This is a genomic window from Limibacillus halophilus (genome assembly GCF_014191775.1).
GTDB lineage: Bacteria > Pseudomonadota > Alphaproteobacteria > Kiloniellales > CECT-8803 > Limibacillus > Limibacillus halophilus.
Genome location: NZ_JACHXA010000008.1, coordinates 1 through 26365, shown reverse-complemented (window position 1 = coordinate 26365; position 26365 = coordinate 1). Strand labels below are relative to the sequence as shown.

The window sequence follows — 26365 nt, the reverse complement described above, 5'->3', positions numbered from 1 at the left end:
CCTGATGACTCACTCTACAAATCGCCGCGCGGCCTATTCCCTGGCGGTATTCTTCGCAGCGGCGTTTCTGGTCGTGCAGCCCTTGCGTGCGCAGCAGGACAGCGCGGCAGCGCCGACGGCCGACTCCGTCGTAGCCACGGTGAATGGCGAAGACCTGACGCATGGTGAGGTTGTCGCCGCGGCTGAATCCCTCGGACCGCAGTACATGGCAAATCTCGATTCTGTGTATCAGATATTGGTGGAACGGCTGATTGACCTGCGCTTGGTGCAACAGGCTGCACTCAAGGCCGGTCTGGAAGATGATGCCGAAGTCGCAGAGCGGGTTGAGAGCCTGCGTCAGCAGGTCGTGCGGGACGTTTTCTTGGAGCGCGCGCTCAATGAGGCCGTGACAGAAGCGGCTCTGCAGGATCGTTACGCTGCTTTCCTTGAGCAGAATCCGCCGCAGACCGAGGCCAAGGCCCGCCACATCCTTGTTGAAACCGAAGAAGATGCAAAGGCGATCATCGTCGAGTTGGATGGCGGTGCGGACTTTGCCGCCCTTGCACGTGAGCGTTCGACCGGACCGAGCGGCGCAGAGGGTGGTGATCTGGGTTACTTCACGGCAGACGTGATGGTGCCGGAGTTCTCCCAGGCGGCCTTCGCGCTTGAGCCGGGCAGCTACACCAAGACACCGATCCAGACTCAATTCGGTTGGCATGTGATCCTCGTGGAAGACAAGCGTGATACGCCGCCGCCGAGCTTCGAGGAGTTGCGCACGCAGCTTTCCAACGAATTGCGTCAAGAAGCGGCGCGCAAGTTGGTAGAAGACCTTCGTGGAACTGCCGATATCGTTCTCACCAAAAAGGAAGAGGCTGCGCCGGAAACCGGCGAATCCGATTCCAGCGAGGGATCCGAGACCGCACCGGTCTCGAACAACTGAACGTCTGGCAGGTCGACGCCGGAGCGAAGCTTTGTCCAGGGTCGCTGGCCGACCCTGGATGATCCGGTAGATCCGGTTTTACGAGTGGGGGAGTGTCATGGCTTTGCAAGTATCGCCCTTGGCGCCGGAATCCTTTCCGGATTTGCCGGTTATTGCCGGAGTGTCCTTGGCTACGGCGCGTTGTGGAATCAAATACAAGGACCGGACGGACGCCTGTTTGATCGAGTTGGCTGAAGGCAGCAGCATCGCAGGGGTCCTGACGCGCTCGCTGACGGCCTCGGCGCCGGTTGAGTGGTGCCGGGAAAACCTGAAACGGGGCTCGGGTCGGGCGATCCTGATCAACGCGGGCAACTCCAACGCCTTCACGGGGGCCGTGGGTGTGGCCTCGGTGAAACGCTGCGTGACGGTTGCCGCAGAAGTGCTCGGATGCAGCGAGGCTGAAATCTTTGTCGCCTCGACCGGCGTCATTGGCGAGCCGCTCCCCGACGAAAAAATCACCGCAATGTTGCCGAACCTGCACGCTGGCCAGAACGACGATGGATGGGCCGACGCTGCCGCAGCTATCATGACCACCGATACCTATCCAAAGGGCGCGACCTGTAAAGCCGTGGTCGACGGCGTGACCGTGACCATCAATGGTATTGCCAAGGGCTCAGGCATGATTGCGCCGGACATGGCGACCATGCTGGCTTTCGTCGTCACCGATCTTGCGGTGTCGGCGCCGGTGCTGCAGGCCCTGTTGTCGGCGGGGTCGGATCGGTCTTTCAATTGCATTACCGTTGATGGTGACACCTCCACCAGCGATACCCTGTTGCTGGCGGCCACGGGGCGGGCGGGGAACCGTCGAATCGAAAAGGTCAACGACCCGGCGCTGGAACCCTTCCGCAAAGCGTTGGACGATCTGCTGATTGATCTTGCCCAGCAGGTAGTACGGGATGGTGAAGGTGCGGAAAAGTTCGTGACTATTGCCGTCACCGGCGCCGACAGCGATGCGGCGGCGCGGCGCATCGGGTTGGCTATCGGTAATTCACCACTGGTGAAAACCGCGATTGCCGGCGAGGACGCAAACTGGGGCCGTATCGTCATGGCGGTCGGCAAAGCGGGCGAGAAAGCGGATCGGGACCGTCTGGCGATCTCGATCGGTGGGGTCGCGGTGGCGCACAACGGGCTGCGGGTTCCCGATTACGACGAAGCACCGGTGGCCGCCCACATGAAGGGGCAAAACATCGATATTGCGGTTGATGTCGGTGTGGGTGAGGGCGAGGCCACGGTTTGGACCTGCGATCTGACCCATCGTTATATCGACATCAACGCCGATTACCGATCCTAAAAACGCCGTGGACCACCAGCCATGATTGAACGAGAACCCGATAGTGGCTGTTGGCAGGCTGATGAGCGCAGCAACACCGCCAAACCCTTGGTTTTGGTGGCTGCGGCGGCATTGATCGATGTCGATGGCCGGGTGCTTCTTGCGCAACGGCCCGAGGGCAAATCCATGGCGGGCCTATGGGAGTTTCCGGGCGGTAAGCTGCATGACGGGGAGAGCCCGGAACAGGCCTTGATTCGCGAGCTTCACGAGGAACTGGGCATTGATACCAGGGCTTCCTGTCTGGCGGCCGTCGCCTGCGCTTCCCACGCTTATGACAGCTTCCATTTGCTGATGCCGCTTTATGCCTGCCGTACCTGGAGGGGAACGCCGCGCGGTAAGGAAGGCCAATCACTGGCCTGGGTACGGCCGGTTCGTTTGGGCGACTATCCGATGCCTCCTGCGGATGAGCCACTTGTCGCCATCCTACGGGACTTGCTTTAGACAGTCGATTTCAGGTCGGGTCGCCTGAGGCTTTCAAGGGCTCCAAGCGATAGAGAAGATGCGGCAGGTTTACATGGGTGATGCTCTTTTCGAAGGTCATCCCCAGTTTTTCCATGATCCGCCTGGAGCCGAGGTTACTGGACAACGTGAAAGCCACAACGCTGCGCAGGCCAAGCGCGGCGACACCGTGGTCAAGTACGGCGCGGGCCATCTCGAACCCGAAACCTTGTCTCCAGCAATTACTCGTCACGGCATAGAGCAGTTCGCTCTCGGCCATGCCTTCGACCAGGTAGTGGCGCAAGCCGCAATAGCCGACAAACCGCTCATCCTGTCGTTGCCGGAAAAACCAGATGCCAAATCCGTGGGCCTCCCAATGCGCAAGTGCACGATTGAGGCTGGCCTTCGATGTCTCCAAGGAGTGAGGTTCACCCATAGCCGAAAGTGTCTTCATGACCAGGGGGTCGCTATGGAGTTGCCTCAAGTCGGTGATGTGTGCCTGTCGGACGGGCAAGCCCTGAAGCCGTTCGGTGATAATTTCCGTCATTTCTTGTCTCGTCCCGGCTGCGCTTTGACGCCGGTTTTCTGCTCGCTTGAACCCAGGGCGGCGGCGAGGCGCGCCTTTGCGCTGCCTGGGCGGAGCGGTTGGGGTTGAGAGGCCGCAGGTGCCCAGGCGGTCAGGAAGAATACTTGAAAGCTCGCGGGAATTCGACCGTCGGCGCGCTGGTAATGCTCCTGATACAGCTCGGCCGCACGCTGCAGCGTCGCTCTTCGGGTGAGGGTACGGCGTTGTAGCATCACGGCATTACTCTCCCCCATGCCGCGCAGGTCGTCCATCAGCTTCAGGGCGTGTGGATAGTCGACGACGATTGTTTCCTGATCGGCAACAGGCAACGCAAAACCGGCCCGTTGCAGCAAGGCCGCGGCATCCGCCAGATCGAGTTGCGGTGACAGCCGGGGGCTAAGGCCGCCTTCGATTTGCATCTCGGCTTCCATCAGACTGTGTCGCAGTTCCTGCAGCGTGTCGCCGCCCAGCAAAGCCGCCAGAAAAAGTCCATCCGGTTTCAAGCTATGGCGAATCTGCATCAGACAGCCGGGCAGGTCGTTGACCCAGTGCAGATTCATCAAACTGAGGACCAGGTCGAAACTGCTGCGACCGAAGGGCAAAAACTCCTCATCGAGCACGACACCGGGCCGCTGCGGCGCGGATGCGCGCTCAACCATTGCTCCGGAAAGATCGCCTTGAGCCAGCCATTGCACGCCGCCGCGCCCCTGTAGCCTTTGTCCGAGCAGGCCATTGCGGCATCCAAGGTCCAAAGCAATGGGAAACTCCCTGCGGATATCTTCAAGCCGTTCCAATAGCCGCTCACCGACTTCCTGGAATAGAAAGTCGTAGCCCGACAGACCTGCCGCCGCCCTATCGCGATGTAGGCGCAGGAGATTTCGATCGAAAGGCTTCAAGGTTTCATCCATCAGCGGCAATATGGCAGAGCAACCTTTTGGCGCAAGGGCCCAATTGCGTATGACTGAACAAGCCGTCAAGCTGTTTCGGCAGGGGATAAGGGGGGGTATAGAAGCGGCGGGTCGCGCGGTTGACCTCTTGCTGCCGCCTCGCTGTTTTTCCTGTGGCGTTCTGGTAACGCAACAGGGTTTGTTGTGTCATCACTGCTGGTCCGAACTTGATTTTGTCACCGATCCGCAGTGTTTCTCCTGTGGCCTACCCTTTGATTACGACCTCGGTCCAAAAACCCGTTGTGCCGCCTGCCTGGCACAGCCGCCTAGCTTCCACCGGGCAAGGGCATTGCTGCGCTATGATGCTGCCACGCGGCGGCTGTTGCTGCCTTTCAAGCACGCGGACCGGACGGCAGCAGCACCGCATTTTGCGGCCTGGATGGCGCGTGCCGCCCCTGAACTTCTGGCAGATTGCGATCTAGTTGCCCCGGTGCCATTGCATTGGCGGCGTCTATGGCGCCGACGGTACAATCAGGCTGCGCTGTTGGCACAAGCCCTGGCCGCGCAGGCTGGGGTGCCTTGCGTGCCAGATCTGTTGGTCCGGACACGGGCCACGGCGTCACAGGGTCATCTGTCGCGTAGCGGACGCGGGCGTAACGTTGCGGGAGCCTTTGCGCTCAAGAATCGCTATGCGGCAAACATTGAGGGTGCGCGGGTTCTGTTGGTGGATGACGTGCTGACGACTGGGGCCACGCTGGAGGCCTGCACCAACTCTTTAATCCGGGTTGGGGCCGGTCGAGTTGACGTTCTTGTGATGGCACGCGTGGTGAGGTGACAAGCTTGTTTCCCCTTCCTATTTATTGAGGCAGATTTTTGTAACAGACGCCTCAACAGGGCGTGGTGAACCAGCAAGAGGAAGTGATGCCGAAGATTGAGATTTATTCCAGCATGTTGTGTCCCTACTGCCACAGGGCAAAGCAGTTGCTGAAGGCCAAGGGCGCGGCCTTCGAGGAAATTGATGTTTTCCTGAAGCCCAGTGCGCGCCAGGCCATGACCGAACGTGCGGGAGGGCGCACCTCGGTTCCGCAGATTTTTATTGACGGAAAGCACGTGGGCGGTTGCGATGAAATCTATGCCCTGGATCGAAAGGGCGAACTGGATCCGTTGTTGAGCGGGAGCGCGTGAGCAATGCCATTCAAGGCAGCCTGTATTCAGATCAATGCCGGGCGTGAGATCGCGCCTAATATCGAGATGGCATCCGACTTGATCCGTCAGGCCGCCGACCAGGGTGCGGAACTCATCGTGACGCCCGAAAACACGACGATGATAGAGCCGGACAAAGAAGCACAGCGCGCCAAAACACCGCGAGAAGCTGATCACCCGGCGGTCGCTGCCTTTGCGGATTTGGCGCGGGAGCGCGGAATCTGGCTTGTGATCGGATCAATGTCGATGGCCTTGGATGACGGCCGAGCGGCCAACCGGTCGTTTCTCTTTGCGCCCGACGGCAACATCGCCGCCCGATATGACAAGATTCACATGTTCGATGTCGATGTACCCGACGGGCAAACCTATCGGGAATCGGCTAATTTCAGGCCGGGCGAACAAGGCGTGGTCACCGACTTGCCTTGGGGCAAACTCGGCATGACGATCTGCTACGACCTGCGCTTTGCCTATCTGTACCGAGCACTGGCCAAAGCCGGCGCGGGTATTCTCACGGTACCGGCAGCCTTTACTCAGTTTACCGGTAAAGCGCACTGGCACATTTTGCTCCGCGCGCGCGCCATTGAAACGGGTTGCTTCGTTCTTGCGCCGGCCCAGACAGGGGAACATGCCGGCGGTCGCCATACCTACGGCCATTCCCTGATCGTTGCGCCTTGGGGCGAGATTCTGGCCGATGCCGGGGAAGCACCGGGCATTATCTATGCCGATATCGATATGCAGCGGGTTCGGGACGCCCGCCGCATGATCCCGGCGCTCGAGCACGACCGTACTTTCAAACTTCCCGAGGAAACCCGCGCTGCGGGCGAGTGATCCTTCTTTTTGGGTTAGGCTTATTGGCCGGTCGCTTTCCTGGCTGCCAATCTCTGCCGACAGGCCGGTCGCGGGCTGGTTTCCTCCAAGTCCTCATAAGCCAGGACGCGCATGCCTGCATTCGCTGCCAGTTGCAGCAGTTCGCCGGGACGCAGAAGGTAATCCGGGTTGGCCGGACGTCCGTATTTCTCGTTGCCCTCGGCAAAGGTTTCGTAAAGAAGCAAGCCCGCGGGTTTCACCGCTGCGACAATTGCCGGCATCACAGGCCGATACAAATAGTTCGTCACGATAACGGCTGAAAACTGCCGCCCACCTAGCGGCCAGGGAGCGCCGTCCTCCAGATCAGCACCGATGGCTTCCAGTCTTGGATGTGCCGCAAGCTCGCCAAGCTTGGCAGGATCAATGTCCAGAGCGACAACGCCGTGCCCCCGCTCCAGCATCAGCTTGCTATGGCGTCCACTGCCGCAGGCAAGGTCGAGAACACTGCCCCCCGGTTCGATTAAGTTCGCGAAACGGCAAATCCAGGGAGAGGGTGCAATTTCAGACTCGGTGCTTGCTGTGGGGAGGTCTGGCGCCCGCATCTTTCTGTTTCCCTTGCTTTTTCTTGCTTGCGTTTCAGCGCAGCATCGCCCATTTCTCAGGTATTGCAGTTTGATTGCAAGAGGCTAGGCACCCCTGGCGCGACATCAGGTAGCCTTGGGTGGCACCTACAGGACAAATAGGACCATGATTGTATTTGACCTGATCTGTCCAGACGAGCACGTCTTCGAGGCGTGGTTCTCCTCCAGCGCTGCTTATGAAGAACAGCGCAAGGCGGATGCTGTCGCCTGTCCGACCTGTGGGTCGCGGGAAATCGGCAAAGCCTTGATGGCCCCAAGTCTTGGCGCATCGGTTGGACAGGAACGCCGTAGCGACGATAAGGCTAAGCAGCAGACCGCACACCAGGCTGTGCGCCAAGCGCTGCAGAAGCTTCAGGAAACCGTTCAGAAGAACTGCGACTACGTCGGACCTCAGTTTCCCGAGGAAGCCCGCAAGATATTTTACGGCGAGGCCGATCAGCGGAATATTTACGGCGAGGCTTCGTTGGAGGAAGCGGAGGACCTGGTGGAAGAGGGTATCGACGTTCAGGCGATACCCTGGATCGCTCCTGAGAACTGAGGAATCAGTCCTCACGCACCGCATAAAGCAGGTAGTTGACGTCCAGATCGTTGCGGTCCAGACGCCAAGAATCGCTCAAGGGGTTGTAAACCAGTCCGGTCACTTCCCTGATTTCCACGCCATTCGGGCGCAAGTGTTCCGCCAACTCTGAGGGTTTGAGAAAACGCCGCCAGTCGTGCGTGCCGCGAGGAACCCATCGCAGCAGGTATTCGGCCCCGACAATGGCCATCATGAACGACTTCGGAGTCCTGTTGAGCGTTGAAAGCAATAAAGCTCCGCCCGGTTTCGCCAACCCGGCGGCGGCACCGAGGAAGGCGCCGACATCCTGCACATGCTCAACCACCTCCATGGATACCACGGCATCGAACTGGGCCCCGTCGGCCAGTAGCGCTTCTGCGGTGGTTACCCGGTAGTCGATGGACAATCCTCCGGCCGCTGCGTGCGCTCTTGCGGCTTGAATGCCGTCGGCGGCGGCATCGATGGCCGTCACGGAAGCACCCATTCTGGCCAAGGGCTCGGAAAGCAGCCCACCTCCGCAACCGAGATCAAGCAGCCTTAACCCGCTTAGAGGTTTGGAGGTGAGGGGCGCCCGGTCGAAATGTGCGGCGAGTCGGTCACGGATGAACTCCAAGCGCGTCGGGTTCAAACGATGCAAGGGCCGGAAGTTCCCTTTAGGGTCCCACCAGGCTTCGGCCTGTGCCGCGAACTTTTCGATTTCCTGCGTATCGACGCTGGCGGCGCTTTTTGTTGTCGTCATGGAGAAATAATTCCCTGCTAAAGTCCGGGCGGCCTTGCATTTTAGCCGCTCCATTGAGTATGGATAGCCCCGCGTGCGCCGACAAGCGAAGCCTGTCATGGTGCGGCAAGGTTGCAAGGCTCCAGTGACGGCAGAGCAGGACAGTAGGTCATGGCCCGGATTGTCATGAAATTCGGCGGTACCTCGGTGGCGGATCTTGATCGAATCGCCAACGTGGCGCAGCGCGTCAAACGCGAAGTTGATTCCGGTAATGAGGTGGCGGTGGTCGTATCGGCCATGGCCGGTGAAACGAACCGCCTGGTCAATCTGTGCGAAACCGCTTCCAATCTGTTCGATCTTCGGGAATACGACGTCGTGGTTTCGACCGGCGAGCAGGTAACGGTTGGATTGCTTGCCATCACCTTGCAGTCGATGGGTGTATCGGCGCGGTCCTGGCTTGGTTGGCAGATACCGCTGTGCACCGACATGGCCCACGGCAGCGCGCGCATTCAATCGATCGATACACAGGACATGATCCGGCGATTCGGCGAGGGTCAGGTGGCGGTGGTCGCAGGTTTTCAGGGTGTTGACCCGCAAGGCCGGATCACGACTCTCGGTCGTGGCGGCTCGGACACTTCGGCGGTGGCGCTGGCCGCCGCCCTCAAGGCCGATCGCTGCGATATTTATACCGATGTCGACGGGGTCTACACGACGGATCCGCGAATCGTTGCCAGGGCTCGTAAGCTCGATAAGATTACTTATGAAGAAATGCTGGAGATGGCCTCCCAGGGCGCCAAGGTCTTGCAGACCCGCTCTGTCGAATTGGCCATGAAGGAAGGCGTGCGCGTCCAGGTGCTTTCCAGCTTCAAGGACACGCCTGGCACCCTGGTGGTGGATGAGGACGAGATCGTGGAACAGGAAATGGTAAGCGGCATTGCCTACAGCCGGGATGAGGCAAAGATCACTTTGCGGGAAGTGCCGGATCGCCCGGGTATCGCGGCGTCGATTTTCGGACCGCTGACCGATGCATCGATCAACGTGGACATGATCGTCCAAAATATCTCGGCGACAGGCGAGAAAACCGATCTCACCTTCACCGTCAATAAGACCGACCTGAACCGCGCCGTCGAAGTGCTGCGCAGCCAGAGCCAAACCATTGGCTACAGTGATCTGCTGGCGGACCGCGACGTGGTCAAAGTTTCGGTAATCGGCGTCGGCATGCGCAGCCATGCCGGTGTCGCTCAGACGATGTTCAAGGCCTTGGCTGACAAGGGCATCAACATCCAGGTGATTTCGACGTCCGAGATCAAGGTTAGTGTCCTGGTTGCGGAGGAGTACACCGAACTCGCCCTTCGAAGCCTTCATACGGCCTACGGACTGGACGCGGCCTGATCGGGCGATGACCCCCCCGGAGCCCCCAAGGAGCGCGCCACAGTCCCTAGACTGGGCCGGTTCCAGGCGCTTGCTTCGCCTTCTGAGGGATGCGATGAAAAGCGGCGGGTTGGTCCAATCTCGCCTGGACCGGGTCGTCAAGCTGATTGCCGCGAACATGGTTGCCGAGGTTTGCTCGATTTATGCCATGCGCGCCGGTGAAGTTCTTGAACTTTACGCCACCGAAGGACTGCGGCCTGAAGCCGTACACAGCACCCGGTTGCGACTGGGTGAAGGCCTTGTCGGGCAAATTGCCCTGACCGCCGAGCCTCTGGCTCTTTCCGACGCCCAGCAACACACGAACTTCGCCTATCGCCCGGAAACCGGGGAAGAGCTTTACCACTCGTTCTGCGGTGTGCCGATTCAACTCGGGGCGCGTGTTTTGGGTGTTCTCGTTGTGCAGAACCGGACCCAGCGAAGCTATGGCGAGGAAGAGATAGAAACGCTGGAAACGGTGGCCATGGTCCTGGCAGAGCTGTTCGGGAGCGGCGAGGTCATCACCTTGGAGGAAGGCCGCAGTGTCGAAGGCTCCGCCTTGCTCCCTGTTCGGATCGGCGGTTTGGTGCTGAACGAAGGCATGGCCATGGGGCGGGCCGTCCTGCACCAATGGGGCATAGTGATCAACCAAGTTGTGGCCGAGGACCCCGAGGCCGAAATTGCGCGCCTCGATGAAGCCGTGGGGGACATGCGCCGCGCCGTGGATCGCATGCTGGCGCGGATGGACAAGAATCTCGACGACGAGCAGGGCGAGGTTTTGGAGAGCTATCGCATGTTCGCGCACGATCGCGGTTGGTTGGAGCGTATCCGTGACGTAATCAACAGCGGTTTGACGGCCGAGGCGGCGGTGGAGCGGATCAAGAACGATACGCATCAGCGCATGATGAAGGTGCGCGACCCTTACATTCGTGAGCGCCTCGCCGATTTGGAAGACCTTGCCTACAGGTTGCTTCAGCACTTGTCCGGGACGGAAGGGTCTTCGCGGAACCTGCCGGACGAAACGATCCTGATTGCTCGCACCCTGGGGCCAGCCGAACTGTTGGATTATGACCGCAAGCGTTTGCGCGCGGTGGTCTTGGAGGAGGGGAGCAAAACCGCGCATGTCGCGATCGTTGCACGCGCACTCGGCCTGCCGACGATTGGCCGTTGTGAAGGAGCACTAAGCCGTATCCGGGCTGGAGACTCGGTGATCGTCGATGGACAGAACGGCCAGGTGTTTGCCCGCCCCAACCAGGGTATCAAACAAACTTTCAAGGCATCGCTGGCCTTGCAAGAAAAGCGCAAAGCCGAAATGGCGGCGGTGCGCAACCTGCCGGCCGTCAGCCAAGATTCGGTAACGGTCGAACTATTGATGAATGCCGGACTGCTGATCGATTTGCCGCACCTGGACGAGTGCGGTGCCACAGGTATCGGTCTCTACCGCACCGAGATTCCTTTCATGGTCCGCGATGCTTTTCCAGGCGTTGAGGATCAACAAGCCCTCTACAGCAAGGTGTTCGAACAAACGGGGTCGCGGCCGGTGACTTTCCGCACGCTTGATGTCGGGGGTGACAAACCCTTGCCCTATCTGACCATGGAGAAGGAAGAGAACCCGGCCATGGGATGGCGCGCCCTGCGCATGACACTCGACCGACCGGTGATGCTAAGGCTCCAACTGCAGGCGTTGATTCGTGCAGCCAAAGGCCGGGAGCTGCGAATCATGTTCCCGATGGTTACCGATATCTCGGAGTTTGATGCAGCGCGTGGAATGGTCGAGCGGGAGTTGGCACGCGAAATCGCGCGTGGCACCGCAGCGCCAAGCGAGATCAAGCTCGGCGCGATGCTGGAGGTTCCTGCCTTGCTGTGGCAACTGGAAAAGCTGTTGCCTTCGATCGATTTCCTGTCCATCGGTAGCAATGATCTCTTCCAGTTCGTGTTTGCCGCCGACCGGGGAAATCCGAGATTGACCCGGCGCTTCGACAGCCTTTCTCCGCCAATGCTCAGGCTGCTGAGCGACCTGACCGCTCAAGCAAACGCTGCGAATGTGCCCGTGACTCTTTGCGGGGAAATGGCTGGGCACCCCTTGGAGGCCCTGGCTTTGATCGGTTGCGGAATCAGGCGTCTGTCGATGAGTGCGGGCTCGATCGCACCTGTCAAGCAGACCGTCCGCGCATTGAATGTCGCCGAGGTGACGGATCTGGTGCAACATCTTGCAGGCTTGCGAACACGAAGCGTACGTGGTGTCTTGCGTGCCTATGCGTTGGATCGCGGCATACCCTTCTGATCTGGCAGCGTGTTTCCCCGCATCCGCGTCGGCAGGCCGCAAAAGCTTTTAAGAAGTTTGCCGTAAGCCCAATCGCTTTGCTAGAAACAGGAAGAAGTAGTCGGACAAGCCGGTCCACTGCCTTGAAGGAAGCTTTTCATTCCCATGTCGAACCTTGATGACGAATTTGAGCAGCATCAGTTGGACGATGAAGCCTTGCCCGAGGTTCGTCCCACGGTAGGACGGTTGCTCCGCGAAACACGGGAATCCTACGAACTGGACCAGCAGGATGTGGCCGGAGCGCTTCGTATCCGTTCCGTTTATGTCGCCGCGATGGAAGAAGGCCGTTACGACGACTTACCCGGCGAAGCCTACGCCATCGGTTTTGTGCGGACCTATGCGGACTATCTGAGGCTGGACAGCGCGGAGGTCGTGAAGCGTTTCAAGGCCGAATTCGCCGGTTTGGAACGCCGGTCTCTACGATTCCCGACGCCGCCACGAGAAGGTCATATCCCCGGCGGGGCCTTGATCCTGATTGCCTTGATCCTGATTGCCTTGGGATATGGCGCATGGAGTTACTTTGGTCAGGAAGAGCGCAGCTTCGCCGACAGTGTGGAAGCCGTTCCCGAGGAACTCAAACCATTGGTCGATCCTGTGCCGGAGGTGCAAAGCGATCCGACGGTAAATACCCAATCACAAAGCGAAATGAGGGTTGAGCCCAATGCCGGGCCGCGCCTTGAACAACAGCCTGCAGCCGAGACGGCGATGACGCCCGAGGTGCCGTCGCTGGTTGAAATACCTACGCCCACCGAACTGCCAGAACAAGCACCGCAAGACGCCTTGCCGGCACCGGCGGAACAACCTGCAGGGGGTGTGACCGAGGAGACTTCAGCCGCGGGATCGGCTTTACCGCTTGACCAAACGTCTGCCCCGGAACCGTCATCGGACGTGGCAGTGGCGCCGCCGCCAATACCTGCGCAAAGCCTTCAGAACACCACGGCGGATAGCGAGGGCCGCACCCTTGGGGCGACGGACGTCGCTAGCCGCGTTGTGTTGGTGGCGAGCAGCGACGCTTGGGTGCAAATTCGAGAAGCCGACGGGTCTCTATTAATGACGCGCATTTTGCAAGCGGGTGATCGCTACCGGGTCCCTGATCGCCCCGGTTTGTTGCTGGATGTCGGAAATGCCGGTGGAGTGACCGTAGAGCTGGACGGCGCAACCCTGTCGCCACTGGGCGATCTAGGCCGTGTGCTGCGCAAGATTTCACTCGACCCCGAAGCTTTGCGAAACCGTCTCGCGCAGTAGGAAAGAGCAGCACAGCCTTGAAACTGCCGCCGCTTCGGCGCATGTTCCGGGTGCAAGCGGACAAGCATCTGCGGCACGAGTTTCCATTGTAGAAGAGAAGCGTCTAGAGTTGACGATGAACCATCGCCCATACCGCCACATTGAACGCCGCAAGTCGCGGCAGGTTTACGTCGGCAAGGTGCCGGTGGGCGGCGATGCGCCGATCACCGTGCAATCCATGACCAATACGCTTACGGCCGATGCGGGGGCGACCATTGCGCAAATTCGCGCGCTTGAGGTCGCGGGCGCGGATATCGTTCGGGTGTCCTGCCCCGACGAGGCCTCGACCAAGGCCTTGCGGAGCATTGTGGGCGAGGTAACGGTCCCCATCGTCGCAGACATCCATTTTCACTATAAACGCGCGATCGAAGCGGCGGAGGCAGGTGCTGCCTGCCTGCGCATCAACCCAGGCAATATCGGCTCGGCGGCGCGGGTACGCGAGGTGGTGCGTGCGGCCAAGGACCATGGCTGCTCGATCCGCATTGGCGTCAATGCCGGCTCATTGGAGCGCGAGTTGCTTGAGCGATTTGGCGAACCCTGTCCGGAAGCCATGGTTGAAAGCGCGCTCAATCACATCCGGATCCTGGAAGACAATGACTTTCAGGAGATCAAGATTTCCTGCAAGGCCTCGGATGTATTCCTGGCGGTGGCGGCGTATCAGCAGTTGGCAGACGCCTGTGATTACCCGCTGCATATTGGTATCACCGAGGCTGGCGGGCTACGGAGCGGCACCGTAAAGTCCTCGATCGGACTTGGGAACCTGCTGTGGGCGGGCATTGGCGATACGATCCGCGTGTCCCTCTCGGCTGATCCGGTGGAAGAGGTCAAGGTCGGTTTCGATATTCTCAAGGCGCTGGGATTACGCCACCGCGGCGTCAATGTGATTTCCTGTCCGTCTTGCGCGCGCCAGCAGTTCGACGTGATCAAGACCGTTGAGGTTCTTGAAAAGCGCCTGGCGCACATCACCACACCAATGACGCTTTCTGTGATCGGCTGCGTGGTGAACGGTCCAGGTGAAGCGACCATGACCGATATCGGCTTTACCGGGGGCGGTCGCGGAACCCATCAGGTTTATGTGGCCGGTCTACCCGATCACCGTTTGAAAGATGGAGATATTGTCGACCATCTGGTGAAGATGGTAGAGCAGAAAGCCGCCGAGATAGAAGCGCAGGGAGCGAGCAAAGAGGCCGAGGGATCGGCTGGCGATGCCCCCCGCGTAGCTGCATCCTAGCCGTAAGCAGAGGGAGATCACCGCCGTGTTGCAGCCGATCCGGGGGACTCGCGATCTTTTGCCCGAGGACATGCGCAGACATCGCGCGGTGGTCGAGCGCGCCCAGGAGATGGCCGAGCGCTATGGTTTTCTGGAAATGGCGACGCCAATTTTCGAGGACACAACGGTCTTCAAGCGCACGCTGGGCGACACCTCCGATATCGTTACCAAGGAGATGTACACCTTCTCAATGAAGGATGGCGAAGAGATCACGCTGCGGCCTGAAAATACCGCCGGTGTCGTGCGCGCAGTGCTTTCCAACGGATTGCGCCAGGACTTGCCGCTCAAATATTTCTACGCAGGGCCGATGTTCCGTCACGAGCGCCCGCAGAAGGGCCGTTACCGGCAGTTTCATCAAATCGGCGTGGAATTGATCGGCGTTCCCGAACCGCTCGCCGATGTCGAGGTGATCGCGACAGGACAGGCGATTCTCGACGCCCTGGGTTTGCAAGGGCGCACGACTTTGGAAATCAACACGTTGGGCGACCCTGAAAGCCGTAAGGCCTACCGGGCGGCTTTGGTGGAATACTTCAGCGCCCACCTCGACCGACTTTCGGAGGATAGCCGCGATCGTTTGGGTCGAAATCCGCTGCGTATCCTCGATTCCAAGGATGAAGGCGACCGTCGGTTGGTGGAAGGTGCGCCGTTGTTCGGGGAGTTCCTGAATCAAGAGAGCCAGGATTTCTTTGCGCAAGTTCTCGCTGGAATCACAGCCCTCGGTATCTCCTACAAACTTAATCCCAGGCTGGTGCGCGGGCTTGATTACTACACACATACGGCCTTCGAGTTCACCACCACCGAACTGGGTGCGCAAAGCGCGGTCATGGCCGGGGGGCGCTACGACGGACTGATGGAGATGATGGGAGGGCCAGAAATCCCCGGTATTGGCTGGGCCGCAGGGATCGAGCGTCTTTCCATGCTGGTGGCGGACGTGGCGCCGGCCCCTCGTCCCATCGCCGTGATACCTTTGGGATCCGAGGCCGAGGCGAAGGCACTGGTCCTTTCGGATCGTCTGAGACGGTCGGGTTTACAAGTCGACCTCGGTTACTCCGGGAACATGAAGAAGCGCATGAAGCGGGCGAACAAGATTCAAGCGCGCGCAGCTGTCATTCTGGGCGAGGACGAGTTGGCGCAGTCGGCCGCGGCGGTGCGCGACTTAGATAGCGGTGAGCAGCAGCTCGTTTCCCTGGACAAGCTGGCCGATCACCTCGCTCGTTTCCGCTAGCCGGCCGGGTGCCCCCTGTGGCCGGCTCACGGCATGGCAAAGATTTGCTGCTGATCGGAATCGATTACCGATCCGCGCCGGAGGTCCTGCGTGATCGCCTGTTCCAGGATGAGATTTCAACGGAAGAGGGGCTTGGCGCTTTAGCTGCGGCGGGGCTCAAGGCCGCGGTTCTGATCGCCACTTGTGAACGGATCGACGTGATCCTGCCCGCGGAGCAACGAGAAGACGAACAGGCGGCGCGGCGTTGGCTAGCCTCGCTCGCCGGTGCCGAATCGCGCCGTCTTGGCGATTCCCTATACCGTTTGTCGGGAGAGGAGGCGCTGCTCCATCTCTGGCGTATCGCCGCTTCGCTCGAAAGTGCGATGCCCGGTGAGCCGCAGGTTCTGGGACAGGTTCGTAAGGCCGAGCGTCTGGCCGAGGAGGCCGGACTTCTTTCGCCACCCCTTGTGGAAGCATTTCAGGCAGCATTTGCCGCAGCCAAGCGGGTGCGCAGCGAAACGGCACTGGGCGAGCGTGCCGTAACCATGGCGTCCGCCGCGCTGCAGGTCGCGCGCGACCTGCATGGCAAACTGGACTCCTGCCGCCTGCTGCTGCTCGGATTGGGCGAGGGGCTAGAGCTTTTCGTCGGTCCCTTCCAATCTGTAGGCGTTCAGCAAGTGCTGGTTTGCCACCCAAACGGGCCGCGCGCCGATGCCGCAGCCCTGCGATTGGGCGCCCATGCCCGCCGTTGGGAAGAAAGGGAGCAGGCGCTGGCGGAAGCGGAGATCGTCATCACAGGCATGGCCTCCGCACATTACAGTCTGGAGCCGGATTTGCTGCGCCGTGTCATAAAGGCAAGGCGACACAGGCCGATATTGGTCATCGACGGAGGTGTGCCCGGCGATGTCAATCCGAGTGCTGGAGAGTTGGAGGATATTTTCCTTTATGATTTCGACGATCTGGAAGGCTTGGCTTTGGCAGGACAATCCCGTCGACGTCTAGCGCTTGAGGATGCAAAAACGATCTTGGCGGAAGAGTTGGAACGGTGGCGTCTCCGGCTCTCGGGCCGTGAAACGGCGGCTCTGCTGCGCGAGGCGGAGATAGGGCTGCGCGCCCTGGAAGCTGATGCCCTATCGGCGGGAGAGGGCTCGGCCGTCAGCCTGCTGCGGCAGCAGCTGTTGGAGCGACTGACTGCGATGGCGCGTGGGCTTGGTCGCCAACAGCCTGAGGAACGCGCCGCGCTCGAACGCTTGATCAAAGGTCTGTTCAGCGCCAGATACGACGACGAGAAGGAGTAGCAAGCGTGAGTCTTGAACAATCTTTGTCCCGCTTGGAAGAGCGATACCGAGATATCCAGCAGGAAATTGCAGGCCACGCAAATCCTGGATCGGCTGAATACACGCAGCTTTTGCGTGAGCTATCTGAAATGGAGCCGGTGATCGCCAAGGCGGCCGAATGGCAGTCCGGGGTTAAGGAGTTCGCGGAACTTGAGCAGATGATCGAAGATCGTTCCACCGACAGCGAGATGCGCGAATTGGCCCGCGAAGAGTACTACGCCCTCAAGGAGCGGCTTCCGATGTTGGAGCGCGAGGTGCAGTTGCTCTTGATTCCGAAGGACGCCGATGATGAGCGTAACGCCATTTTGGAGATTCGGCCCGGCACAGGCGGCGACGAGGCGTCCCTTTTTGCGGCCGATCTGTTGCGAATGTATCAGCGCTACGCGGAACTCCAGGGCTGGCGGTTTGAGCCCATCGATGTCTCCGAAACCGACGTCGGCGGCGTTAAGGAAGCAAGTGTGGCCGTTTCCGGACGCGGGGTTTTCGCACGGTTGAAGTTTGAATCCGGCGTACATCGCGTGCAGCGCATTCCCACGACCGAATCCGGCGGCCGCATTCATACCTCTGCCGCGACCGTTGCAGTCCTTCCAGAGGTGGAAGAGGTGGATATTGCGGTTGCTGAAAAAGATCTTCGGATCGATGTCTACCGTTCCAGCGGCCCAGGCGGACAGTCGGTGAACACAACGGACAGCGCCGTTCGCATCACGCATCTGCCGACCGGACTTGTGGTGATCTGCCAGGACGAAAAGAGCCAGCACAAGAATAAGGCCAAGGCGATGAAGGTGTTGCGCGCCAGGCTCTATGAGCAAAAGCGGCAAAAACTCGAGGATGAACGCGCCGCCGAAAGGCGCACGCAGGTCGGAAGCGGTGATCGATCCGAACGTATTCGGACCTATAATTTCCCGCAGAACCGGGTCAGCGATCACCGTATCAACCTGACACTCTATAAGCTGGACAAGGTGGTCGTTGGAGAGGCCCTGGACGAGGTGATCGACGCCTTGATCACCGAAGACCAAGCAGCGCGGCTGGCAGCGGTCGAGGAAGCATGACGGCGGGGCGGTCAGGTTGCGCAACGGCGGAGGCGTTGCTGTCGGCTGCGACCATACGTTTGTCCGCAGCCGGGATAGAGGCTGCCCGGAGAGAAGCCCGCTTGCTGTTGGCGCAGGCGTTGAGTTGCGACCCGCAGAAGCTTTTCCAAGAACCCGGGTATTCGGTCAACGGGAAAGATCAGCAGGTGTTTGAGACACTGGTGTCGCGCCGTTTAGCCGGGGTTCCTTTGTCTCGCTTGCGAGGCTGGCGCGAGTTCTGGAGTCTGCGCTTCAAGCTGTCTGCCGAAACGCTGGACCCGCGGGCTGATAGCGAAACCTTGATTGAAGCAGCGTTGGCGCGGATCAAGAATCACGATGAGCCGCTAGAGTTTCTTGACTTGGGGACCGGTTCTGGATGCCTGCTCTTGGCGCTTTTGAGCGAGTATCCCAACGCCTGGGGACTGGGTATTGACCTCAGTAACGATGCCGCGGCTACAGCCTCCGAGAACGCACGTGCCCTCGGATTGGACGACCGAGCGGCATTTCTTTGTGGTGATTGGGCCGCTTCCCTGGTGTGCGACGGCGCCCGCAAATTTGATCTGGTCGTTTCCAACCCCCCTTATATCAATGCCCTTGAATTCGATCATCTGGCGCCGGAGGTTCGCTTGCATGATCCTTGTTTGGCGCTTGCCGGCGGCGACGACGGACTCGCCTGTTATCGAATCCTGATCCCGCAAGTGTTGGATCTGGTCAAAGAGGGTGGGCTTCTGTTATTGGAAATCGGCAGCATGCAAGCGCAAGCCGTTGTAGGCCTCCTTTCCGCTTCTGGATGGACGAAGATATCGGTCTTGAAGGACCTCGCAGGTTTGGATCGTTGTATAGCGGCATGCAGATAAAGGTGCTCTAAGGCAAAAAAAGGCTTGGAAAGGGTGACGGCGGCCACTAATGTAGCTTCTGTCAGAGCCCTGTGGCTCGGCGCTTCATAAAGCAAGTGCCTTCGTGTCTCCTAAAAACATCGAGCTCCGTCCAATGACGGAATGGGCGAGTGTTTTTAGCGAGGTACGTAAATGACTTCTGTCCCGATGAACAAATAAAGATTGCAATGAGACCAGGTTCCAATGCACGGCGGCCTCGTGGCCGTCCTCACCGTCGCCAGGGTGGCGGTGGAGTTCCCAACAAGAACCAGAATTTCGACAGCAACGGCCCTGACGGGCGCGTGCGCGGTAACGCTCATCAAGTATACGAGAAGTATATCGGGTTAGCGCGCGACGCGCAGACGGCGGGGGACCGGATACTTTCGGAATCGCACCTGCAGCATGCGGAGCACTACTTTCGGATCGTGAACGATTCGATGGATCCGCATGACGAGAACCGGCGCAGGATCAACGGGCATGATGGCCAGGACGGGCATCAGGGTCGCCATGGCGGTAATGATGGGTCTCACGATGCAGATCAGCAAAGCGATCAGCCACATGCTGCCGATTCCAATGAGTCCGGAGGACTATCGGATCAGCAGGAGCATGCCAGCGATGGCAATCGCCAGGACGATCACGCGCCTCGTCGTAGAGGGCGTCGCCCCGGTAGCCGGGATACCAGACCCGAAAGCCGGGACCGCGATACCCAGGCCTCGCCACTTCCGGTAACCGATGTAGTTCCTGCTACGGCTCCTTCCGAAGCATCTGCATCTGCGGTGGAGGGTGATGGGCCTCAGCCCCAGGCAGAGCCTCAGCCCAAACGCCGCGGTCGGCCGCGCAAAGTGCGTAGCGACGAATCCGTTGAGACCTCCGGTTCATCGACTACCGAACCAGTCGAGTCTTGAACCTCTGCCTTGCCTTTTTTTGAAGGCGGTTGAAACCGATTGGTTATATCGGGAGAATCAGGGCAGCCGTTCGACGGTATCGCCGACGCCCAGTTTGCCGCCTCGGATGATCCGGGCGTAAACGCCCATCTCGCTATGACTAAACCCGCGAGCCAGTCCTTTCAGGACCATAAGATCACGTCTTCCGCTTTCCGGGTTGACCTCGGTTGCCGCGCAGCGCCCGATGGGCGTCATGACATGAACTTCAACATCGCCAATGCGCAGCCGCTTACCGAGCCAACTGCGCTCCTCCCAGGCGGCTAAGCCCGCAATCAGGAGATTAGCGCGGAACCTGCGTGGGTCCGCCGGTTGGCCCAATACTCTTTCCAGGTCCGATATCGACGCGAGATTGACAAGCGAGACCACGGGCTCCTCGACATCGGTGAAGCCATGCTCGTGGCGTTCCTGGAGTTTGACCGGACCCCGTCCGCTTTCCGCCAGATAGGCCGTCAGGAACTGTTCTAGAATCATTCTGCCCAATGGTTCGGTGACGTTGCCCTGCGCGACCCGTCGGCCCCCTCGCAGGATCGACATGACCCCACTGTCCACGTCGAAAGTAACCCGCAATTGGGCCAGTTTCTCGTCGCGCATCAAATTGAAAAAGCTGTTCTTGCTAGCCCAACGGCCATCGATTACCTGATTACGGCTGCCGTAGGAGATGGCAAAGCGACGGTCATGTGGAAGCAGGCAATCGGCAGCTACGGAGACTTCCTGTAAAGCTTGGCCATCCAGGCTTTTGACCGGGTAACGCCAAATTTGCTCGAGCGTGGCGTTCATTGAGGGCTTCTCCCACCCAAACGGGCTATGAACAAGACGATCAAGAAGCCGCTTTTGATGAGCCTTGTCAACTTTGTGCCGGGCCAAGTTTGCGGCAACCGCCTTGCACGGGCCCGGGTCGCTCCCATATCTGAATTAGCAATCCTCTTCGGATCGCACTTGCGGTGGATCAATGCGCAGACGGGGCTCTTAGAGCACGTTTGGGTTTCATGGAGGAAGATAAATGAACTTGGAACACTACACCGAGCGTTCGCGCGGATTCGTTCAGGCCGCCCAGGGCTTGGCACTCCGGCAAAACCATCAACAACTTACACCCCTGCATCTTCTGAAAGTCCTTTTGGACGACAAGGAAGGGTTAGCGGCGAACCTAATCCGTAAGGCTGGCGGGGATCCCGCGCGCGCCTTGAGCGGTGTTGATGCGGAATTAAAGAAAGTACCGGCCGTGGAAGGTAGCGCGGCGGGGCAAGTATACTTGACTCCCGAGCTCGCGCGCGTCTTCCAGCAAGCGGAGCAAATTGCCGAGAAGGCCGGCGATTCCTACGTGACCGCGGAGCGGTTGCTGCTGGCATTGGCCATGCCAAATGCCGGCAAGGCCGCGGATATTTTGAAAGCCGCGACGATTACGCCGCAAACTTTGAATCAGGCAGTTGAGGAGTTACGCAAGGGGCGAACAGCGCAATCGGCTAACGCTGAAGAAGGGTACGATGCACTCAAGAAGTACACACGCGATCTGACGGCTGTGGCCCGAGAGGGCAAGCTTGATCCGGTAATCGGCCGAGACGAAGAGATCCGGCGGACGGTTCAGGTGTTGTCCCGGCGAACCAAGAACAATCCCGTTCTGATCGGCGAGCCCGGTGTTGGCAAAACAGCGATCGTAGAAGGCTTGGCGCAGCGTATCGTCGCCGGCGACATCCCCGAAACGTTGCGCAACAAAAAGCTCTTGTCACTGGATCTCGGGGCGCTGGTAGCCGGGGCGAAGTTCCGCGGCGAGTTTGAAGAACGGTTGAAGGCGGTCTTGCAGGAGATCGCCGATGCCGAGGGGCAGGTTGTGGTCTTCATCGACGAACTTCACACGCTGGTGGGCGCTGGTAAGGCCGATGGCGCAATGGACGCGTCCAACATGTTGAAGCCCGCGCTGGCGCGGGGTGACCTGCATTGTGTCGGTGCGACCACGCTCGACGAGTATCGGCAGCACATAGAAAAGGACGCAGCACTCGCGCGGCGCTTTCAGCCGGTTTTTGTTGCGGAGCCGAATGTCGAGGACACGGTGTCCATTCTGCGGGGCTTGAAGGAGAAGTATGAGCTTCATCACGGCGTGCGGATCACCGATGCTGCCATCGTTGCCGCGGCGACGCTGTCAAACCGCTATATTACGGACCGGTTTCTTCCGGACAAAGCCATCGACCTGATCGACGAGGCGGCGAGCAAGCTGCGGATCGAGGTCGATTCAAAGCCGGAAGCCATCGACGAGCTTGATCGACGGCTGGTGCAGTTGAAGATCGAGCAGGCGGCCCTGAAAAAGGAAAGTGACGAGGCTTCCAAGGACCGCCTTGGTAAGTTGGAAAAGGAAATCGCTGAACTGGACCAGCGTTCGTCCGAAATGACCGGCCAGTGGCAGGCGGAAAAGGATAAGTTGGGCGCTCAGCAGCGGCTTAAAGAGCAGCTTGATCAGGCGCGTGCGGAATTGGAGATTGCCCAGCGTGAGGGCAAGCTCGATCGTGCATCTGAGTTGAAGTATGGCACGCTGCCTGATTTGGAGCGCAAGCTTCAAGAGGCCGTTTCGGTCGGTGGGCATCACATGCTGAAGGAAGAAGTGACGGATTCCGATGTTGCTGGGATCGTGTCCCGTTGGACTGGAATTCCCGTCGATAAGATGCTTGAGGGTGAGCGCGACAAGTTGCTGCGGATGGAGGATGCCCTGCACGGCCGGGTGGTCGGGCAGGAAGAGGCCGTCACCGCCGTTTCCAATGCGGTACGTCGGGCCCGTGCGGGATTGCAGGACCCCAATCGTCCCATCGGTTCTTTCCTGTTCCTGGGACCAACCGGCGTCGGCAAGACGGAGTTGACCAAGGCGCTGGCCAACTTTCTTTTCGATGACGAGACGGCAATGGTGCGGCTGGACATGTCGGAGTACATGGAAAAACACGCGGTTTCGCGCATCATCGGAGCGCCGCCGGGATACGTCGGTTACGAACAGGGCGGTGCCCTGACCGAGGCGGTGCGGCGCAGGCCCTATCAGGTGATCCTTTTCGACGAAATCGAAAAGGCGCATCCGGATGTCTTCAACGTGCTGCTTCAGGTGCTCGATGACGGGCGGTTGACGGACGGCCAGGGTCGCACGGTCGATTTCCGCAACACCCTGATTGTCATGACCTCCAACCTGGGTTCGGAGATTCTTGCTGCACAGCCCGAGGGACAGGAGGCCGAAGCGGTCCGCGATCAGGTTATGGAGGTGGTGCGCAGCGCCTTCCGGCCGGAGTTTTTGAACCGGCTGGATGAAGTTCTGCTGTTCCATCGGCTCCAGCGGTCGCAGATGGCCGGGATCGTCGATATCCAACTGGGACATCTGCGCCGTCTGCTGGAAGACCGTAAGATGCGCCTGGAACTTGACGAGTCCGCCCGCCACTGGCTGGCTGAGGCAGGTTATGATGCCGTCTATGGGGCACGCCCCTTGAAGCGGGTCATCCAGCACCGCCTCCAGAACCCGCTGGCGTCATTGATCCTGGAAGGGCAGATAGGCGACGGCCAAACCATAAAGGTTTCGGTTGAACAGGATCACTTGGTCATCAACGGCCGAGCGGTGGCAGCCGAGGCCGCCTGACGGAGCGCAGGTGCCGTGAAAGAAAAACCCCCGTGCGGATCTCCGCGCGGGGGTTTCTTCATATAAGGTTCCGGGAGTATCGATTCAGGTCCGGTTTACCCTTGCGGAATGATGCCGCAAGCAACACGCCCGCCACCGCCGCCCAATGGCTTGGGTTCATCGCGGAAATTGTCGCCGCTCTCATGGATCATGAGGGACCTTCCGAGCACGTCGGCGACCGTCAAGCGCGGCGCAACCAGGGTATGTTTGGTTGCCGTGGCGCCGTCTTCGGAAATCTGTACGAAGAGAATCGGCAAGTCGCCAAGATGACCTTCACCGGAAGGACCACCATGGGTTCCCGTGCCTGCCGGGTCGAAGTGTCCACCGGCAGCCAAACCGGCGACCATCGCGCCATCTTTGTCGGCTGCATCGCAACTGGGATTCTCATGTATGTGAAACCCATGAGGTCCTGGAGCGAGCTTATCTGAAAGATTGATCTTCAGAAGCAGGCCGTTGTCGCTATCCGACAGCGTCACGGTGCCGATAGCGTTACCAACGCCCATACCGCTTATGAGGTGCATTTCGACAGCCACCTCATTGGCGTTGGCAGATTGGAGACAAGCAGAAATGATCGCAAGGCCGGTAGCCGTAGCGAAGAACGCGTTCTTCAACATTTTCTGAAAAGTCCTCTATAAGCGCTGCAACACTTTGCCGCGCAGGCGCGCATTATAGTGCGAGCCGCACCTTATTAAAAGCGGCTTATAAAGGAGTCTGGGTTCCGTTCAGCAACCGTCATTTGCGCCGATGCGTACCGGTTCGTGAGTCTGTGGAGTAACGGCTTTTAGCGTTGTCTCTGTGACGCAATCGTCGGACTGCTTTTGCGCAAGTTGTGGGGCTGCACGGCGAAGCTCGGCCAGCTCACGCTCCATGCCCTGGCGCTGCACTTCGAAGCGCGCCAACTCGCTGCCCTTCAGCTCTCTTCCGGTCGGGAGGTCGATGGAACGCGGATTTACCTGCTTGCCATCGACTAACACTTCATAGTGCAAATGCGGACCAGTGGAGCGTCCGGTGGTGCCGACATAACCGATGATCTGTCCTTGTTCGACGCGCGCGCCCTGTCGGACACCGCGTGCGAATCCATTCAAATGTGCATAGGCCGTTTCGTAACGGCTATTGTGCCGAATTCGAATGTAGTTGCCATAGCCGCCGTTGCGGCCAGCCTTTAGCACCTTGCCGTTACCGGCCGCGTAGATCGGTGTGCCTCTGGGGGCGGCGAAATCCGACCCGGTATGCATTTTGCTATAGCCCAGGATCGGATGCTTGCGCATGCCGTAGCCGGAGGACAGGCGGGCGCCGTCGATTGGTGTGCGCATGAGGGCGCGCCGCACGGATTTTCCTTCCTCATTGAAGTAATCCGTCTCGCCATCGGTCGCGGTATAGCGATAGTAGCGACGCTCCTTGCCCGATAGCGTCAGGCGGGCAAATCGCACCGGACCGGTTTTCGCCAACTGTCCGGTTTCCTCGAAAAAACCGTCATAGAGAACTTCGAAGGAATCTTCAGGTTGGATGTCGCGTTGGAAGTCGACGTCAAAGCTGAAGATTCTTATCAGTTCGATCATGGAGCCAAGAGGCACGCCCGAATCGATAGCCGCCTGGTACAGGCTGGTATCGATAACGCCGCGATGCCACTCGGGTGTTTCTTCGAAGCTGCGGGTCGTGGCTAGCGCGGTAAACTGCCCCTCGCCGTCGCGGTCGACGACCACGTCGGTTTCGATGTCGGGCCGTAGTTGCAGACTCATGAGCCGAATCGCTTCGCCTTCATCGGCGACGGCCAATTGAATCTCCTGGCCAACCCGTAATTTTCTGGGGCTGAAAACATCGGAAAGCACGTCGATGGCTTCATAGGCCTCGCGACGTTCGATCCCCATCTTGGTCAAGAGACCCATCAAGGTATCGCCGCTGGAAACCGTCAGCACCTCGTGCTTGAGGATATCCTCCGCCGAATCGACAGTACCGGCGGTTTCCGAATTGCCGTCTGCTTCGCCCGGCGCAGCCTTGGCCATTGGATCAGCGAACAGGTAGTTGCTCTCCGGTAGCGTCGCTTCGAAGTCCTTCCCCGGCTGCGCGGTGGATGCAATGGATTCAGGGGTTGATGTCGTGGATTCCGAGGTCGCCAACTCAGGAGTTGCAGGCTCTGGGGTCGCAGACTCTGGGGTCGCAGACTCTGGGGCTGCTGTTTCGGGAATCGATGCTAGCTGGGCCGGGGCCGCTTGGACTGCGTTGTCCTCGGCGCCGACTGGGCTGCTCTCAAGCTTCAAAGGCTGGCGGGATGCGGTTTCCTGGCCAACCGGACGGAGCGTCACGGAAAGCGGGATCTCGATGGTGCCGATCGGGGCTTGGCGCTCGACGGCCGCTGAATAGGCTGAATAAGCGAGGATCGGAAGCAACAAGGCTGTAGTACCAACCGCGATTCGCTTGATGACGCGGCTACGGCTTTGATCGCCCGGAACCATACGTTGACCCCCCTGGGAATGGCTGTCTTGTAAAAAGCTGTCCGTCGGTTGCGACTCGTGACCTCCACCTAAAGGCAGTGATTTCGCAAACGCGCCTTGTAAGATGCTGAATCGTAGGACTCTTGTCAAATAAAAGCCCCATGTCGTGTTGGGCTATTCCTGGTGATCCCGCGGTTCCCTACGCGTTATTGTCCCGGCGATGAGGGCCGTGAAGAAAGGTTTTGTAAAAAAACCGCAAAAGAGGTTTGACAGGGCAATCTGAGCCGCCTATATACCCCCTCGACACGGGCCGAGGCGCTCACCACCGTGTGGGTGTCGCAACCGTGTTTTTTGTGGCCTAGGTCGCAGAAAGCCGGATTGAATTGAGTTCGGTTTTGTTCATTGACATTGTGGATATGAGATAAGGAAGGGATACGCGGGCGGCGGCTTTGCGGTTGCTGTTTTGTGCTGTTTTTCTTTGG

General features: G+C 59.5%; 24 protein-coding genes. 17 read left to right on the top strand and 7 right to left on the bottom strand.

The annotated features are described in order from the left end of the window. Positions 1 to 4: 4 nt before the first annotated feature. The 3 genes from FHR98_RS13085 to FHR98_RS13075 all read left to right on the top strand — a co-directional run bounded on the left by FHR98_RS13085 (position 5) and on the right by FHR98_RS13075 (position 2729). Positions 5 to 919 (top strand): peptidylprolyl isomerase, encoded by a 915-nt coding sequence (locus tag FHR98_RS13085; RefSeq protein WP_183417160.1) that lies wholly within the window; start codon positions 5 to 7, stop codon positions 917 to 919. Positions 920 to 1016: 97 nt separating this feature from the next. Continuing rightward, on the top strand, positions 1017 to 2249 hold the full coding sequence (argJ, locus tag FHR98_RS13080; RefSeq protein WP_183417159.1) for a bifunctional glutamate N-acetyltransferase/amino-acid acetyltransferase ArgJ: 1233 nt from the start codon (positions 1017 to 1019) through the stop codon (positions 2247 to 2249). 21 nt (positions 2250 to 2270) lie between these two features. Then, positions 2271 to 2729, top strand: a complete 459-nt coding sequence (locus FHR98_RS13075; RefSeq protein ID WP_183417158.1) for a (deoxy)nucleoside triphosphate pyrophosphohydrolase — start codon at positions 2271 to 2273, stop codon at positions 2727 to 2729. Between the two features lie 10 nt (positions 2730 to 2739). Here the strand turns inward: FHR98_RS13075 and FHR98_RS13070 are convergent, their stop codons facing one another. Together FHR98_RS13070 and FHR98_RS13065 are read right to left on the bottom strand one after the other, a co-directional pair. Continuing rightward, entirely contained in the window at positions 2740 to 3273 is a 534-nt protein-coding gene (locus FHR98_RS13070) for a GNAT family N-acetyltransferase (protein WP_183417157.1), read from the bottom strand. After that, on the bottom strand, positions 3270 to 4187 hold the full coding sequence (locus FHR98_RS13065) for a methyltransferase domain-containing protein (RefSeq protein ID WP_322091256.1): 918 nt from the start codon (positions 4185 to 4187) through the stop codon (positions 3270 to 3272). The genes FHR98_RS13070 and FHR98_RS13065 overlap by 4 nt, the downstream gene beginning before the upstream one ends. Positions 4188 to 4248: 61 nt before the next feature. Between FHR98_RS13065 and FHR98_RS13060 the strand changes: the two genes are divergently transcribed. The 3 genes from FHR98_RS13060 (at position 4249) to FHR98_RS13050 (ending at position 6209) form a co-directional block, all read left to right on the top strand. Beyond that, the gene (locus FHR98_RS13060; protein WP_183417156.1) at positions 4249 to 5013 is read left to right on the top strand and encodes a ComF family protein; all 765 of its coding nucleotides are present in this window, start codon (positions 4249 to 4251) and stop codon (positions 5011 to 5013) included. 86 nt (positions 5014 to 5099) lie between these two features. After that, positions 5100 to 5363, top strand: a complete 264-nt coding sequence (gene grxC / locus FHR98_RS13055) for a glutaredoxin 3 (protein ID WP_183417155.1) — start codon at positions 5100 to 5102, stop codon at positions 5361 to 5363. Between the two features lie 3 nt (positions 5364 to 5366). Further along, positions 5367 to 6209 (top strand): carbon-nitrogen hydrolase family protein, encoded by an 843-nt coding sequence (locus tag FHR98_RS13050; protein ID WP_183417154.1) that lies wholly within the window; start codon positions 5367 to 5369, stop codon positions 6207 to 6209. A gap of 20 nt (positions 6210 to 6229) precedes the next feature. On the opposite strand, the gene FHR98_RS13045 is transcribed toward FHR98_RS13050, so the two are convergent. Next, complete coding sequence (locus FHR98_RS13045) at positions 6230 to 6790, bottom strand: class I SAM-dependent methyltransferase (RefSeq protein ID WP_183417153.1); 561 nt, start codon at positions 6788 to 6790, stop codon at positions 6230 to 6232. A gap of 145 nt (positions 6791 to 6935) precedes the next feature. On the opposite strand from FHR98_RS13045, the gene FHR98_RS13040 reads away from it, so the two are divergent. Beyond that, positions 6936 to 7367, top strand: a complete 432-nt coding sequence (locus tag FHR98_RS13040) for a DUF1178 family protein (RefSeq protein WP_183417152.1) — start codon at positions 6936 to 6938, stop codon at positions 7365 to 7367. Positions 7368 to 7371: 4 nt separating this feature from the next. Here the strand turns inward: FHR98_RS13040 and ubiG are convergent, their stop codons facing one another. Next, on the bottom strand, positions 7372 to 8124 hold the full coding sequence (gene ubiG, locus FHR98_RS13035; RefSeq protein ID WP_183417151.1) for a bifunctional 2-polyprenyl-6-hydroxyphenol methylase/3-demethylubiquinol 3-O-methyltransferase UbiG: 753 nt from the start codon (positions 8122 to 8124) through the stop codon (positions 7372 to 7374). Between the two features lie 150 nt (positions 8125 to 8274). Between ubiG and FHR98_RS13030 the strand changes: the two genes are divergently transcribed. The 9 genes from FHR98_RS13030 to FHR98_RS12990 all read left to right on the top strand — a co-directional run bounded on the left by FHR98_RS13030 (position 8275) and on the right by FHR98_RS12990 (position 19775). Then, positions 8275 to 9495: an aspartate kinase gene (locus FHR98_RS13030; RefSeq protein WP_183417150.1), complete on the top strand. Its 1221-nt coding sequence runs from the start codon at positions 8275 to 8277 to the stop codon at positions 9493 to 9495. 94 nt (positions 9496 to 9589) lie between these two features. After that, complete coding sequence (gene ptsP / locus FHR98_RS13025) at positions 9590 to 11794, top strand: phosphoenolpyruvate--protein phosphotransferase (RefSeq protein WP_246377833.1); 2205 nt, start codon at positions 9590 to 9592, stop codon at positions 11792 to 11794. A 144-nt stretch (positions 11795 to 11938) separates the two neighbouring features. Beyond that, the gene (locus FHR98_RS13020) at positions 11939 to 13078 is read left to right on the top strand and encodes a helix-turn-helix domain-containing protein (RefSeq protein ID WP_183417148.1); all 1140 of its coding nucleotides are present in this window, start codon (positions 11939 to 11941) and stop codon (positions 13076 to 13078) included. 115 nt (positions 13079 to 13193) lie between these two features. Continuing rightward, positions 13194 to 14348 carry a flavodoxin-dependent (E)-4-hydroxy-3-methylbut-2-enyl-diphosphate synthase gene (gene ispG / locus FHR98_RS13015; protein ID WP_183417147.1) on the top strand — a complete coding sequence of 385 codons (1155 nt, stop codon included), beginning with the start codon at positions 13194 to 13196 and terminating at the stop codon, positions 14346 to 14348. Positions 14349 to 14373: 25 nt separating this feature from the next. Continuing rightward, positions 14374 to 15612, top strand: a complete 1239-nt coding sequence (gene hisS / locus FHR98_RS13010) for a histidine--tRNA ligase (RefSeq protein WP_221205899.1) — start codon at positions 14374 to 14376, stop codon at positions 15610 to 15612. 17 nt (positions 15613 to 15629) lie between these two features. After that, positions 15630 to 16889 carry a glutamyl-tRNA reductase gene (hemA, locus tag FHR98_RS13005; RefSeq protein WP_183417146.1) on the top strand — a complete coding sequence of 420 codons (1260 nt, stop codon included), beginning with the start codon at positions 15630 to 15632 and terminating at the stop codon, positions 16887 to 16889. A gap of 5 nt (positions 16890 to 16894) precedes the next feature. Next, the gene (gene prfA, locus FHR98_RS13000; protein WP_183417145.1) at positions 16895 to 17977 is read left to right on the top strand and encodes a peptide chain release factor 1; all 1083 of its coding nucleotides are present in this window, start codon (positions 16895 to 16897) and stop codon (positions 17975 to 17977) included. Further along, a complete protein-coding gene (gene prmC, locus FHR98_RS12995; RefSeq protein WP_183417144.1) occupies positions 17974 to 18852 on the top strand; it encodes a peptide chain release factor N(5)-glutamine methyltransferase in 879 nt (292 codons plus the stop codon). Before prfA ends, prmC begins: the two co-directional genes overlap by 4 nt. Positions 18853 to 19058: 206 nt before the next feature. Then, entirely contained in the window at positions 19059 to 19775 is a 717-nt protein-coding gene (locus FHR98_RS12990; RefSeq protein WP_183417143.1) for a DUF4167 domain-containing protein, read from the top strand. A 57-nt stretch (positions 19776 to 19832) separates the two neighbouring features. Here the strand turns inward: FHR98_RS12990 and FHR98_RS12985 are convergent, their stop codons facing one another. After that, positions 19833 to 20591 (bottom strand): MOSC domain-containing protein, encoded by a 759-nt coding sequence (locus FHR98_RS12985; protein ID WP_183417142.1) that lies wholly within the window; start codon positions 20589 to 20591, stop codon positions 19833 to 19835. Positions 20592 to 20814: 223 nt separating this feature from the next. Between FHR98_RS12985 and clpB the strand changes: the two genes are divergently transcribed. Then, positions 20815 to 23412, top strand: a complete 2598-nt coding sequence (gene clpB / locus FHR98_RS12980) for an ATP-dependent chaperone ClpB (protein ID WP_183417141.1) — start codon at positions 20815 to 20817, stop codon at positions 23410 to 23412. Between the two features lie 95 nt (positions 23413 to 23507). On the opposite strand, the gene sodC is transcribed toward clpB, so the two are convergent. Further along, the gene (gene sodC, locus FHR98_RS12975; protein ID WP_183417140.1) at positions 23508 to 24065 is read right to left on the bottom strand and encodes a superoxide dismutase family protein; all 558 of its coding nucleotides are present in this window, start codon (positions 24063 to 24065) and stop codon (positions 23508 to 23510) included. 108 nt (positions 24066 to 24173) lie between these two features. Beyond that, positions 24174 to 25904: a peptidoglycan DD-metalloendopeptidase family protein gene (locus FHR98_RS12970; protein WP_183417139.1), complete on the bottom strand. Its 1731-nt coding sequence runs from the start codon at positions 25902 to 25904 to the stop codon at positions 24174 to 24176. Positions 25905 to 26365 lie beyond the last annotated feature (461 nt).

Coding starts and splice junctions, on each gene's coding strand:
- FHR98_RS13085 (WP_183417160.1), top strand. CDS start 5: ATGACTCACTCTACAAATCGCCGCGCGGCCTATTCCCTGGCGGTATTC.
- argJ (WP_183417159.1), top strand. CDS start 1,017: ATGGCTTTGCAAGTATCGCCCTTGGCGCCGGAATCCTTTCCGGATTTG.
- FHR98_RS13075 (WP_183417158.1), top strand. CDS start 2,271: ATGATTGAACGAGAACCCGATAGTGGCTGTTGGCAGGCTGATGAGCGC.
- FHR98_RS13070 (WP_183417157.1), bottom strand. CDS start 3,273: ATGACGGAAATTATCACCGAACGGCTTCAGGGCTTGCCCGTCCGACAG.
- FHR98_RS13060 (WP_183417156.1), top strand. CDS start 4,249: ATGACTGAACAAGCCGTCAAGCTGTTTCGGCAGGGGATAAGGGGGGGT.
- grxC (WP_183417155.1), top strand. CDS start 5,100: ATGCCGAAGATTGAGATTTATTCCAGCATGTTGTGTCCCTACTGCCAC.
- FHR98_RS13050 (WP_183417154.1), top strand. CDS start 5,367: ATGCCATTCAAGGCAGCCTGTATTCAGATCAATGCCGGGCGTGAGATC.
- FHR98_RS13045 (WP_183417153.1), bottom strand. CDS start 6,790: ATGCGGGCGCCAGACCTCCCCACAGCAAGCACCGAGTCTGAAATTGCA.
- FHR98_RS13040 (WP_183417152.1), top strand. CDS start 6,936: ATGATTGTATTTGACCTGATCTGTCCAGACGAGCACGTCTTCGAGGCG.
- ubiG (WP_183417151.1), bottom strand. CDS start 8,124: ATGACGACAACAAAAAGCGCCGCCAGCGTCGATACGCAGGAAATCGAA.
- FHR98_RS13030 (WP_183417150.1), top strand. CDS start 8,275: ATGGCCCGGATTGTCATGAAATTCGGCGGTACCTCGGTGGCGGATCTT.
- ptsP (WP_246377833.1), top strand. CDS start 9,590: ATGAAAAGCGGCGGGTTGGTCCAATCTCGCCTGGACCGGGTCGTCAAG.
- FHR98_RS13020 (WP_183417148.1), top strand. CDS start 11,939: ATGTCGAACCTTGATGACGAATTTGAGCAGCATCAGTTGGACGATGAA.
- ispG (WP_183417147.1), top strand. CDS start 13,194: ATGAACCATCGCCCATACCGCCACATTGAACGCCGCAAGTCGCGGCAG.
- prmC (WP_183417144.1), top strand. CDS start 17,974: ATGACGGCGGGGCGGTCAGGTTGCGCAACGGCGGAGGCGTTGCTGTCG.
- FHR98_RS12990 (WP_183417143.1), top strand. CDS start 19,059: ATGAGACCAGGTTCCAATGCACGGCGGCCTCGTGGCCGTCCTCACCGT.
- FHR98_RS12985 (WP_183417142.1), bottom strand. CDS start 20,591: ATGAACGCCACGCTCGAGCAAATTTGGCGTTACCCGGTCAAAAGCCTG.
- clpB (WP_183417141.1), top strand. CDS start 20,815: ATGAACTTGGAACACTACACCGAGCGTTCGCGCGGATTCGTTCAGGCC.
- sodC (WP_183417140.1), bottom strand. CDS start 24,065: ATGTTGAAGAACGCGTTCTTCGCTACGGCTACCGGCCTTGCGATCATT.
- FHR98_RS12970 (WP_183417139.1), bottom strand. CDS start 25,904: ATGGTTCCGGGCGATCAAAGCCGTAGCCGCGTCATCAAGCGAATCGCG.